Source organism: Shewanella vesiculosa, assembly GCF_009994065.1.
GTDB classification, from domain to species: domain Bacteria; phylum Pseudomonadota; class Gammaproteobacteria; order Enterobacterales; family Shewanellaceae; genus Shewanella; species Shewanella vesiculosa.
In genome coordinates, this window is record NZ_JAACSD010000003.1 from 440,145 (window position 1) to 452,583 (window position 12,439).

Consider the following 12,439-nt stretch of genomic DNA (forward strand, 5'->3'; position numbering starts at 1 on the left):
GAACAATAGTCAACCAAGGTATGTGACTGCCATAAGCTAGCGCTAACCTGGTGATTATTGAACTTGAATTGGCTCAACATAGGCTTTGGTTCCCCAAAGTGGCACTGTCGAAAGACTATGCTTAAAACTTCCTGATGTTTCTTTAGTGGAATAAGAAACATACATCAGGGTTTGATTTTCAGCATCGAAGATCCTTCTAATTTTCATTGATTTGAAAAAAATACTTTTTGATTTTTTAAATACCACTTCACCTGATTTACTCTTATCTATTTGTGCAATCATATCCGCAGTGATCTCACCAGTTTGTCTGCAAGAGATGGAGCTATCACTTGGGTCTGAAAAACTCAGATTGGCTTCGATTGAGGCGATATGACAAGTTACACCAGAGACAATTTCATCTTTTAAAATATTTAGTTTTATATCTTGCGTAGTAAACATTCCCAGTGAAACATCACCAACTTCGTTATCAGAGCACGCAGTAACAAGTGTAGCTAAACATATCGCGGTAAGTATTTTTTTCATCAGTAAACCTTATAAAATTGGACAGTAATTATCGTCAAAAGAGCTTGCCTATATCTTCGCACCGCCCCATTACACTTAATTAAGGGCTTCATAAGGTCGAGCCCTTGGCTGACAAGGTTGCTAACCTACAGGCTATTTGTTCGCATAATAACGAGCCTTTATCTGTTAAATGTAATCTCGTTAAAATGCGCTTTGAGCACAACGAGTTAAACCTGCTGTTACCGAACCAAAATGATCACCCACCACGACTTTGGCATTTGGATACACACTCGCAATTCTATCGTATATCGCTGGGCTTCGGGCTGTACCGCCTGTGACATACACGATATCAGGAGTGGTTGGCATGTCGCAATCTTGTTGTTCTGCTTTAGTGATAGCCGTTTGCATTGCTTGTTTCATTAACGCCTCAACTTTAGCGAGAGGATCATTGATGGCTTGCGCAAACTGCGCTGCACTTAGAGGGACAAACAAGCCTTTTTCAATAAAATCCAATGGACATTGAATCGTGTCATGATCAGACAAACTAATCTTAGCCGCTTCAGCTTGACGGACAACTTGATAGCTCATTTGATTTTTTTGTACTTTTTGTAAACGAACTAATCGCTCAGGTTGCTGAGCTTCCTTAATTAACTGCTCAACTAATTTGCGCGACTGTAAACTAACAAAATCACGTTGAGCACTGATGTCATTTACCGCAACCGAGTTCCAAAAAGGCGTTCTTGGCATAGGTTTACCGTTAATCATTAAGGTGTCAGCACCAAAACTTGGCATTAAGCCTGTCATTGCTAGTGCGATATCTAAATCATTACCGCCGATACGTTGGCCTGAATGGCCAAAGCAGTCCGACGTTCGGTCTTGTTGATGAATATGTGACGGGCCCATTTTTACTACAGAGCAATCAGTGGTACCACCGCCAACGTCAACGACAAGCACGGTATTGTCATCGTTAAGATTTGACTCAAAATCCATCCCCGCCGCTAAGGGCTCAAATAAAAACGTTACATCAGTAAAGCCCGAACGCGTCGCCGCTAGACGTAAAATAGCTTCGGCCTGCAGATTACTTTCTTCGCCACCAATGCCTTGGAAGTTAACTGGTCGGCCGATCACCGCATGGCTCGCTGATGTCAGTGATTTGGCATTTAATGCCTTATCGGCTAGGGATTTAACGTGCTGCATCATCAAGGTGACAATGTCTTCAAATAAGGCAATTTGCTCAACACGCAGGCCATTAGCACCTAAAAAAGATTTTGGTGAACGCACATAAAAACCTTCTTCAGGCATCTCCAAATAGGCATCTATTGCAGCTTGTCCAACAAACACGGCTTGCTCGTTTGGTGACAGATCTAGCTCATGGCGCATTTGTTTTGCCCGCATCAATTGCGAACTGCGTAAATGAGAATACTGCGCTTTTAAATGTTCAGGTAAGCCCCAATATACAGCTTCGGCTATTAGCTCGCGGTCCATCGCATATAATGTTGACGGCATGAAATCTGAGTCCGCTGATAATGGCAATAACGCCACTGCATTATCAATCATTACCCCAATCGCGCAGTTAGCACTGCCATAATCGAATCCAACAAACATCGGCCTACCTTTAGTCATTCAAATAAAAAAAGCGCTCAAAATAGCATAATAATCGGCTTTGCTAAACCATTTATGCGGTTTTGTACCAAGGAAAAGCTCAGCCCATCAATAAATCTGTCATAAAACCTCATAAACTAAGTGCCACAGAGTATTTCTCCATTAGTACTTTTAGTTAGATACAGATAATTCAATATGTTGCATATCAATCTTCTAACAGGTCTCATTGCATCTTCGGCTTAAAAATTGCTCAATTAACTAAGAGTTATCCTGGTTATCCTTTAATGCCTGAGTGTTGCAAGAAGCCTACGATAAACATGGTCTATTAACTGAACGTGTACGGTTGTTAGGTATTTTTCGAGTAGCATGGAGAGTTTTTTAAGGCTCGTGTTGCCTCTGTACGGCGCGCAATTTTATTATCCAGTAATGGCGAAAAATACAAGATAAGGTGATTCATCTACAAGAAAAGTTTGATGCTATTTATCTAGCGTTAATCAAGGAATGGGTTCGCTGTAATGTATTTTTAGTCAATCAGTGACAACTTAGTGAGCTTCGATGATAACGGCGCTCTGCCACAAAAAAGCCCATCGGCAATGATGGGCTTTAACTGTTTAGTTCACTCTGTAGTTTAACGGTTAACCTTTACTGTTTACATTTTCTTGGGCTTTACGCTGAGCTTCTTTGTGCTGACGGCGTGCATCAATGACTTGCTTTACATCACTGCCAATATGAACTTCGCCACGTTGTTTGGCTAATTGAACTTGACGCTCACGCTCAATAAATCTCTGACGCTGCTCAGCGGGTACCTTATCGATGCAATGCGGGCAACTCACGCCTTGAACATAAGCATCAGTTTGCTTTTCGGCTTCAGTTATCGGCATACGACAAGCATTACACTGATCGTATTGACCTTTTTCAAGGCTGTGATTCACCGCCACGCGGTTATCAAATACAAAACACTCACCTTCCCATAGGCTTTGTTCTTGCTCGACTTCTTCAAGATATTTTAAAATGCCACCTTCAAGATGATACACCTCATCAAAGCCCTGCTCTTTTAAATAAGCCGTCGATTTTTCACAACGAATACCACCGGTACAAAACATCGCCACTTTTTTATGCTTAGCAGGATCGAGATTTTGTTTAACGTACTCAGGGAACTCACGAAACGTCTCGGTAACAGGATTGACGGCATTTTTAAATGTGCCTATCTTCACTTCGTAATCATTACGAGTATCAACCAGCACCACATCAGGATCTGAAATCAGGGCATTCCAGTCTTTCGGCTTAACATAGGTACCTACCACTTTACGCGGGTCGATACCTTCAACGCCCATAGTGACGATTTCTTTTTTAAGCTTTACTTTGGTGCGGTAAAATGGCATTTCATCGTCAAAAGACCACTTGGTGACAATGTTATCAAGACCTGGTTGTGTGTCTAACCAAGTCAATAAATCTTCAATCGCAGCTTGGGGTCCAGCAACGGTGCCATTGATCCCTTCTTGGGCCAGTAATAAGGTTCCTTTGATATCATGTTGTTCCATCACAGTCAGCAATGGCTGACGAATAGCTTCAAAATGAGGTAAGGCAACAAATTTATATAATGCGCACACCGCAACTTTAGAGCTGGGTTGCAATGTCTCTGGCTGAGAGTGTTGAGTAAGGTGTTGATGAGTGTCTTGCATAACAGTGGCGTCTCCGCTAGCTGGAACTTAATTTCCAGTGCATATAATAAGGTCCGCACACAGTGTGCAGACTCAAAAAAACGGCCGAAAGTATACCTAAATCACACTAAAAAAAATACTAAAACAATTCCAACCACGGTTTTCACTGTGATTTGCATTTTATTTTGGGATTTTTATCTCTAAAGCGTTACTCTATTAGTAAGACTTAATTTTATATGACATCTAATGAATTGTGCCATTTTATATAGCTTTCGTCGCTGCCCATATGCAATGCGCGCCCGTATGGGGATACATTTAAGCCAGCTAAACCCACTAGTACGTGAAATTGAACTTAAACATAAACCTAGGGAGATGTTAGCGATATCAGCCAAAGGTACTGTGCCCGTATTAGTCACACAGGACAACCAAGTGATCAGTGAAAGCATTGATATCATGCGCTATGCATTAACTGAGTATCCTGATATTGCAACCCATCACTTAACGCCTGGCGAGTATCAATCGCTATTGTCATGGTTAGATAAGCCCACAACGACAAGGCTCATAAATACTAACGATTGTGACTTTAAGCCTTGGCTAGATAAATACAAGTATGCAGACAGGTACCCTGAATACAGTCAACTATACTACCGACAACACGCTGAGCAGTTTATTCAGTTACTGGAAAATCAGTTACAAAAACACCTGTATTTGTGTACCGACACGCCTACTTTAGCCGATTTTGCTATTTTTCCCTTTATTAGGCAATTTGCTAATGTTGAACCTGCATGGTTTAACGGCATGCCCTACCCTAAAGTCCATACTTGGTTGGCCACGCTAGTCAATAGCCGATTATTTATTCTGGCGATGTACAAATATCCATTGTGGTTACCACAACAAAATAAGATCCAGTTCAAACATTCAACGAATGATGATGGACGCGTCATACCTTAGTGCAAAAATTAAAAAATTATGAATATTTAATGGTTTACAGGCTATGAATTGGTTTATTTTTCAAGTAAATTAAATAACATAAACAATGAATAGCAGTTAAAGAAAATGGATTTTTATTCTTTTAACTACAGATTTCAATTGTAAACTTATACTTAACTAAGTCATTGCTGGAACGCAAAGGAACATGACATGGATAATATGGACATTACGTTAGTCTTAATGCTTATTGCATTATTGATTTTACATATTCACTTTTGCTATCGAGCCTTAACGTCGAAAGCACATATCAAAAATGCCCAACGGATTGTGTGGTCTTCACTCAGTTTGTTAATGGGGCCGTTAGGTTATTATGTTTATCAGAACATGATCCCACTTGAGTTCTACGAATAGCCATTGACATAAATGCTTTTATTAGCTTATTGAATCGCCAAAACGAGCCTCATTTTATATTCGTTAAAGTAAGGCTCATATCTTGTATTGGCTTAGCTTATAAATAGCGAGCGAATTGCTGACCTTCTTTTAGTGGTTTTATTGGCGCAGTTACCGCAGGTGTTCCCACATATAAAAAACCGACAATTTGGTCTTGCTTAGACAAGCCTAATTGTTGGTGTACATTAGCATCAAAAGCAAAATCACCAGTGCGCCATACTGCACCGAGTCCAATGGCAAAAGCGGCTTGTTGCATTGCCATTGTGGCGCAACCAGCTGCAATTTGCTGTTCCAAAATGGGGACTTTATCGTGTACTTGTGTTTTTGCAACCACAGTAATGACCATGGGGGCGCGATAAGGCATATTGGCCACTTTGGCGAGAAATGCTTCATCGGCTCCCGTTATTTTAGCGGCGTCAACGAAAATGTCTGCCAATTTAGCTAAACCATCATCAATTGCGATAATAAATTCCCATGGGTTCAATGATCCATGATCAGGCACTCTTGCAGCGGCATTGAGCAATAATGTAAGTTGCTCAGCATTTGGTGCTGGGGCAATTAGGCGTGGTGTAGACTGGCGAGTCAGGAGTAGTTGTGTTGCGTCCAAGATACGCTCCTTTGGAATGAATTCAGGTACCGATATTAACAAATATCCCACCTATTGGGTGGGATATATTCAAAACAGGGTTGATCTTTTTGGACTCAATTAAAACAGATCCTAGTCAGGCATTTTTTAAAAAACGCTGAGCGATAACATAATCAACACTGGTGTAGCGCCCGCCCCCTAGTACAAAGAGAGCAAACAACATGATGAGATAGGTCATAGCAAACTCAATACCATTATTAAGGATAACCAAGTTACCTGAGCTGGTAAGCCATTCATAGTTACCATGCTGTTGTAAAATAGACTTGGCCGCAGCCAACTTTTCCGCTGATGCTAATACTTGCTCATTTGCTAACCACGAACTGGGATCGGCAATGGCTAACCAACCATTAGGTAAGTGCACCGCAAAAGCGGCTACGCACATGGTCATCATCATAGGCATTGCAACCATGCGAGTAGCAAGTCCGATTAGCAGTAAAAAACCACCAAACAATTCTGTACCTGCTGCCATTGCTACCATGACTTCAGGCATAGGCAAACCCAATCCCCAATCTGGATTACCAAACCAAGCGGCGGAGTCTTCAAAATGTGATAATTTGTTATAACCGGCTTGCATTAACACAGGTGCTAAATAAATTCTCAACGCTAATGGCGCAAAACCTTGAATGTGTTTAATGACATTTAAAAACTGTTGATATAACCCGCTAAGCATTTGCATAATCATCCCTACTGATCTCGTTATTACTTCAAGAGACCCGCGAAGAATAGAAAAGATTTCAGCTGAGGCTATGATACTCATTAGATGCTTGTTTATTTGTCTAAATGAAGCTCAGTTAAATCATCCACTAACTCTGTTAGTTTTTTATCGAAATGCTTACGTTGTTTTGGACTAAAAGTGCGATTTAAAGTAATCAACATTGAACCGAATTTTCGGGTATTTTCAGTTACATTATCTCGATAGACTTGAGATTTTAGCTCGTCAGGTGAAACCATCAACAACGTCATTTGTTGAGTAAAATATTCTGTTTGCTGGCGGCGTTTCAGTGCTTGTTCAAATTGGCTCAACCACTCATGGCGATACTCTAACCACATATCTAATGTTGCTAAACGTTCAGTATTGGCTTGGTGAATAATACCTTTTTGCTCATCTGTCACATTCCCTGTCCATTCAGATAATTGCTTCACGATTCTTTTGTCTGAGTCGGTTATCAATTCGGCTTGATCTTTACCTGCATATTCTTCAATTAACTCTCGCTGTTCTTTTTTCAGCTGCACTAAAATCTGCTCCACTTGTTCATCGCTTAGACTCGCAATAAGAGGTAACAGATCTGGCATAACAAAATCGAAAATACGATACCAATGAGCTTTTGCCATTGAGACTTGTTCAAGCCATAACTCTGGCGTCATGGTCTGCTGATTGGTTAAGCTTGATAATAATGACAGTTGATCACGATAACGTGGCAACTCTTGCTGGCGATGCCAGACGAGAAAAGACTCAACAATGAGATCAAATTTGTCTTGTTGCTCTGAGGTTAAGTCTACGTATTCTTCAACTTCCCACTCAATCGCCCAATCCAAAAAGAAGTAACTTACTTTAGTTGAGCAGCCAACAAAAAATAAACTACTTAACAGCAGGATAATTAATTTTTTAGACACAAATGATTCCCTTTGCAAAACTTATCTTATTTGTACGTTATCAGGGCATATTAGCAAGTCATTAATGTAAAATATTTTGTAAAGTAATGTATGTATTGTGTGGATTTTTGTGGTTCTTTGGCGGCCATTAATAATGCCCACATCGCTGAAAATAGCCAAAAACAATTGATGGCTGCTGGTAATGCCGCTTTAGCTGCAGCAACATCTGTAAGATTAGAGGTTTGGCAATACTGCAAGATAACGCTATCAACTAATTGATTTACTTGCCTTGATGATAACTCATGTGTGGCGATCACACTGGCTAAATCAAATAACGGATGACTGGCCACCGCGTATTCATAATCAATGCATAATAAGCGCTGCGATTGATGACCGCTGAGTAGTAAATTATGCGGGGTCAAATCTCGATGACAAAAAGCAGGCAGCAACACACAAGCCTCCAGCTGCGATAACCACTGTCGAACAAGGCCATTTAAGCGCAATAATTGCTGCCAAGCGTGTTGCCACTGCAAATTGGTTTGAGATGCACTTAATGAGTCTAATTGATGTGCGTATTGTTGCCACTGAGTGCTCACAGTCATACTTTTATTCGGTATGGGTAATCCACTGAGCGTTCGAAATAATTCGCTTAATAAAGGCACCGCATCCACTGCTGTAATCTGCGTCTTTGTTGCTTGTCGAATCGATGCCTGACCACGCATTGTAAACAAGATCGACCAATCCATGTTTTGCTGATCAATAAACTCACTTAAATATATTTGATTATTATCACTGACCCAAATCAGGGCCGGTGCAATGTTAGCTGCCATCGCGACTTGCCAACAGGCCACTTCAAGCTTTCTATCACACCAATTACTGTGAGCTTGATTGACTCTTAATACCTTATCGCCATCGTTACAACAGAGCTTAATATTAATATTGCTCATGCCTGTATTAAAAACCATTACCGCCGTACATTGTGCAGCAAGTTGCTGAAACAATGGGACTGGCATCGTTTGCTCAATCATATCAAGTATCTCATTAGGCAGAGATAACAAGGCTTGTGGCATCTGATATTTACTCTATTAAAAAGGGAAAGTGGTTGGCTATGCGCCAACCACTTCTTGGATGGTATTCTGTTGCTGTATTATATTGTGACGATATTTCTTGCGCCACATGATGTAGCCACCCAAGGCCATCGCGACATATAAAACAAACAGCCCAGAGGTCAACATCAAGCCTTTTTGGAAGTACAAATAGATAGACACAAAATCAATGACTACCCAATAAAGCCAGTTCTCCAACACTTTTTTGGCGACTAAGTAGGTTGTTACTACCGCAAAACACGTGGTTGCCGCGTCAACATAGGGAAATGCTGCCGAGGTATAATTGGCCATAACATACCCCACCAGCATAGAAACCAATGATGTTACGCTAATCACAACGGCATGAGCACTCCAAGACCAACTGGTTATATTCAGCTGGTGAGTATCTATGGTGTGATGAGTATTATTATGTGAATCAATATTGTGGGAATTTCTATGCTGCAAGTCTGGTACATGTAACCACAACCAATAACCGTATACCGCCATCCCCATGTAATAGATATTGAGCACCGATTCCATCAACAAGGAAACATTCCAAAATAATACCGTGTAAATCGCAGTGCTAACGAATGCGGCAGACCAGCACCAAATATTGGTCTTCATCGCCAGAATTAAGTAAGCCAAGGCTAACATAACCGCAATCGCCTCCCAAAACGTCATTAATGACGCCTCACTCAAGGCTTGTTGCAGCGTTAACAATAAATCATTCATGAATGTTATTCGCTATGTGCAAGGTCAAGTTCACCACCGATAAATTTACACACGAACACAGCCTTGCCCCATTTCTGATGAGCCGCTTGCATTTCAATGGCTAGCATCGACATTACATCCGCATACTCGCCACACACCTGTGTTGCCATCGCATTAGTGACTCGTTCAATACTGCTATAACTATCTAGTCTGCCGATAAACCACTTAATCGGATCAAGATAATTTTCATTCAACGGATACATGCTGATTTCTGCTGTTAATTTCATGTTAATTCCTTAATTAACACCGCTGTAAATTAAGTTACAGCGGCCTTGTTTAATTACATAAATTGGACTTCTAAGGTCACACCTAACTGGCGAGGGTCACCGTAACGAATATATTGTTTATCTACCCAGCCTTGATCTGGCTCGTTGCCAAAGTAAAAACCACGCACGCCATACTGCTCATCAAACACATTACGGCCCCATAAATAAGCCGACCAAGTTGGCGTTTCATAACCTACACGGGCATTATAAATGGTATAAGCATCTGACTTGGACTCGTTGCTGTCTGAGTAATAAAACTGACTTTTACCACTGGCATTCACGTTGGCAAACCAACCAGAGTCAGCAACATAGGTCATACCGGCACTGTAGGTAACGTTAGGTGAATGAGCCAGTTCACGGCCAGACAAATCGACAGTTGAGCCATATTTATCGCTGTATTGATATTGACCATATTCGGTTTCTAACCAACCAAAGCTGCCATAAAACTCAATATTCTCGGTTAAATACCATTTAGCATCGAGTTCTGCACCATAGTTATTCGAGCTACCTGCATTTTCAGTAAATAGAATAAACCGTTGGGGGCTATCGGGATCTTGTAACGACGCGGCGACTTGTTGATCTTGGCGATCCATATAAAATAACGCAAATGTAGAATCGACTTCACCGTCAAACCAGCTCGATTTTAAGCCCAATTCATAGTTATATAGGATCTCAGTATCGAACTCTTTTTTGTCTGATAATTGAGCTGGTAATGTCATATTAAAACCACCCGCTTTATAACCGCGGGCAATACGTACATAGGCATTGTGGTCAGCATTAATGGCTTTTGATAACGCAATATGCCCGCCCCACATATCTTCTGATGGGGCGAAATTATCTTCATTACTGTCACTATAATCACTGTCACGACGTTCAAGTCGAAGTCCTGTAGACAATAAATATTCATCACCTAAATGGCTGTCTAATTGAGCAAATACCGCATAATTGGTCGCATCGTAACTGGACTGCAGCACTTCATCTGGATAAGTGTTGTACTCTGAATACAAGTCATTATCTTCTTGTAAATTCATCGCATACACGCCAACTAACCAGTCGGTGCTGCCGGCGAAAATACGCCCAGCGGTTTTTGACGATAGACGAAATTCTTGGGTAAAGGTTTTACGGTCGCCCTTTTTATCCCAGGTATAATCGTAAACACAAGGTTCGCTGCCATTAACGGCACCAGAGTCATCATAAGCTGCACATTGTTTGCTTGCCCAATATTCTGGATTAGCCCAATCGCCATCATAACCATTATGGTGGTCGGTTTGCGCAAACGAGGTTAACGACGTGAAATCAAATGTTGGTATACCAGAATAAATAAATTTAATCCCAGCACCGGAGGTTTTTTGCGTATCAACGCCAGGTTGGTCAGTTAAAGTATTGCTGGGATTATTGTCTAATGTCCACACATCGTAGCCATTATCAAAGTTTGCATGTAACAAGGTTAAATCAACTTGCAAATCGTCAGTCGCATACCAACGTAACTTCGCTCTGGCAGTCAATTCGTCACGCTCATTGGTATCGTCGCGATTAAGATAAAGATTGTCACGATAACCATTTTGGTTATGTTGCTCTAACGATACCCGGTAGAGTAGTTTGCCTGAATCATTAAGCGGGCCGGAGCTGAATCCTGACAGAGTGCGCAGGTTATCGTCACCTAAGCTGACTTTTGCGCCATGCTCAAACGACTCTGTAGGATCGTTACTTTTTAGGTAAATTAATCCGGCTAATGCGTTGGCACCATACTGAGTCCCCTGTGGACCACGCAACACTTCAACCTGTTGCATGTCGTACATACTCGATACCATGCCAAGGCCTGATAGATCGATGTCATCGACCACAAAACCAACTGATGAGTTAGGTGCACCTTGATATTGCTCTTGCTCACCAACACCTCGAATTTGGAAGTATTTAGGTCGAGAGCTACCACCAGACCAATTAAAGTTAGCAATCGAATTGAGCACATCTTCAAAATGCTGTGCGCCTTCATCTTCTAATTGTTGCGCATCAATAACGGTGACACTGGAGGGCATTTTCTCAAGGCTGATATTACTAAAATCAGCATTAACGACAATGACTTCCATTTTTTCATATTCAGGTGTTACGCGTTCAACATCAGCGGTTTTAGCCATAGCAATAGGTGAGCTTATGGCTGTAATCACCGCTAAGGCAATGGGGGTGTGATGTAATCTAATAGAATTTTTCGTGAACATAGGACCTCAAATAGTAATTTTGAGATCCGGCAAGAGTAGCGAATAAGAGGTGCACCGAGTTATAGTGTGGCCCATTCCTACGCCGGTATAAGCCGGATCAGGTTCTAAGGGTTCGTCATACAGACATCTCAGTTCAGGTTTTACTGAACACCCCTTGGCGGTCTCGATTATAAACTAACTTCAATATGAATACACGAGCAGTGACACAATTTGATAACTCAACAATGCAATTAATTAACCCTCACACTAAATCACATCGATTATTGTCATAAATAAGCTTAAAGCTAATGATAATGGAGTCTAATTGGAGAATGCTTGCCTCACATAGACCTCAAATCGGGTGACTTGCGAATTGGGCGCAACCGCACCGACTTGTAACTGCTGCTTGCCATGTAACTTAACTGATTTCCAGCTGCTTGCTTCATCTTCAACGGTAAATCCACTCGCATCGAACCAAGTGAATTTGTATTGAATACGCAAATCAGTACTCGATTGGCTTTGAATCAATGCTGACGCTTTGATTAAGTCCGCGACCATAAGTGATGAAACATCGGTCACGTTAACGTCACGAGCAAATGAGGTATTATCAACCCTAAGTTGGCCACTAGAATTAGCAGAGATACCCGCAGTATTATGCGCACAAGCCGAAAGTAACAGCGCAGAAGCGATAAGACATAGTAATGATGTTTTCATACAATATTCCCTTAATAAATAGATG

Annotated in this window: 13 protein-coding genes and 1 riboswitch; of the genes, 2 read left to right on the forward strand and 11 right to left on the reverse strand. The window is 41.2% G+C overall.

The features are described from left to right. Nucleotides 1-54 precede the first annotated feature (54 nt). The 3 genes from GW828_RS01920 to trhO all read right to left on the reverse strand — a co-directional run bounded on the left by GW828_RS01920 (nt 55) and on the right by trhO (nt 3,785). Complete coding sequence (locus GW828_RS01920) at nt 55-522, reverse strand: CreA family protein (protein WP_273056973.1); 468 nt, start codon at nt 520-522, stop codon at nt 55-57. A gap of 180 nt (nt 523-702) precedes the next feature. Further along, nucleotides 703-2,106, reverse strand: a complete 1,404-nt coding sequence (yegD, locus tag GW828_RS01925) for a molecular chaperone (RefSeq protein WP_182757129.1) — start codon at nt 2,104-2,106, stop codon at nt 703-705. A gap of 632 nt (nt 2,107-2,738) precedes the next feature. Beyond that, nucleotides 2,739-3,785, reverse strand: a complete 1,047-nt coding sequence (gene trhO, locus GW828_RS01930) for an oxygen-dependent tRNA uridine(34) hydroxylase TrhO (RefSeq protein ID WP_273056970.1) — start codon at nt 3,783-3,785, stop codon at nt 2,739-2,741. Nucleotides 3,786-4,010: 225 nt separating this feature from the next. Between trhO and GW828_RS01935 the strand changes: the two genes are divergently transcribed. Continuing rightward, nucleotides 4,011-4,715 carry a glutathione S-transferase gene (locus GW828_RS01935; RefSeq protein ID WP_273056969.1) on the forward strand — a complete coding sequence of 235 codons (705 nt, stop codon included), beginning with the start codon at nt 4,011-4,013 and terminating at the stop codon, nt 4,713-4,715. Nucleotides 4,716-4,904: 189 nt separating this feature from the next. Next, entirely contained in the window at nt 4,905-5,105 is a 201-nt protein-coding gene (locus GW828_RS01940; RefSeq protein ID WP_124015754.1) for a hypothetical protein, read from the forward strand. A 97-nt stretch (nt 5,106-5,202) separates the two neighbouring features. Here the strand turns inward: GW828_RS01940 and GW828_RS01945 are convergent, their stop codons facing one another. The 8 genes from GW828_RS01945 to GW828_RS01980 all read right to left on the reverse strand — a co-directional run bounded on the left by GW828_RS01945 (nt 5,203) and on the right by GW828_RS01980 (nt 12,414). Next, entirely contained in the window at nt 5,203-5,751 is a 549-nt protein-coding gene (locus tag GW828_RS01945) for an NAD(P)H nitroreductase (RefSeq protein WP_273056967.1), read from the reverse strand. Between the two features lie 115 nt (nt 5,752-5,866). Further along, nucleotides 5,867-6,466 (reverse strand): HvfX family Cu-binding RiPP maturation protein, encoded by a 600-nt coding sequence (locus GW828_RS01950; RefSeq protein WP_124015752.1) that lies wholly within the window; start codon nt 6,464-6,466, stop codon nt 5,867-5,869. A 92-nt stretch (nt 6,467-6,558) separates the two neighbouring features. After that, entirely contained in the window at nt 6,559-7,404 is an 846-nt protein-coding gene (locus tag GW828_RS01955; RefSeq protein ID WP_273056966.1) for a DUF6279 family lipoprotein, read from the reverse strand. Between the two features lie 50 nt (nt 7,405-7,454). After that, complete coding sequence (locus tag GW828_RS01960) at nt 7,455-8,411, reverse strand: phosphotransferase (RefSeq protein ID WP_182696931.1); 957 nt, start codon at nt 8,409-8,411, stop codon at nt 7,455-7,457. 78 nt (nt 8,412-8,489) lie between these two features. After that, the gene (gene pnuC / locus GW828_RS01965) at nt 8,490-9,200 is read right to left on the reverse strand and encodes a nicotinamide riboside transporter PnuC (RefSeq protein WP_124015749.1); all 711 of its coding nucleotides are present in this window, start codon (nt 9,198-9,200) and stop codon (nt 8,490-8,492) included. Between the two features lie 5 nt (nt 9,201-9,205). Further along, the gene (locus GW828_RS01970; RefSeq protein ID WP_182696932.1) at nt 9,206-9,466 is read right to left on the reverse strand and encodes a hypothetical protein; all 261 of its coding nucleotides are present in this window, start codon (nt 9,464-9,466) and stop codon (nt 9,206-9,208) included. A 53-nt stretch (nt 9,467-9,519) separates the two neighbouring features. After that, nucleotides 9,520-11,721: a TonB-dependent receptor gene (locus GW828_RS01975; protein WP_273056962.1), complete on the reverse strand. Its 2,202-nt coding sequence runs from the start codon at nt 11,719-11,721 to the stop codon at nt 9,520-9,522. Between the two features lie 57 nt (nt 11,722-11,778). Then, a riboswitch (TPP riboswitch) is annotated at nt 11,779-11,886 on the reverse strand. 135 nt (nt 11,887-12,021) lie between these two features. Continuing rightward, nucleotides 12,022-12,414 carry a YcfL family putative periplasmic lipoprotein gene (locus GW828_RS01980; RefSeq protein WP_124015746.1) on the reverse strand — a complete coding sequence of 131 codons (393 nt, stop codon included), beginning with the start codon at nt 12,412-12,414 and terminating at the stop codon, nt 12,022-12,024. Nucleotides 12,415-12,439: the final 25 nt, after the last annotated feature.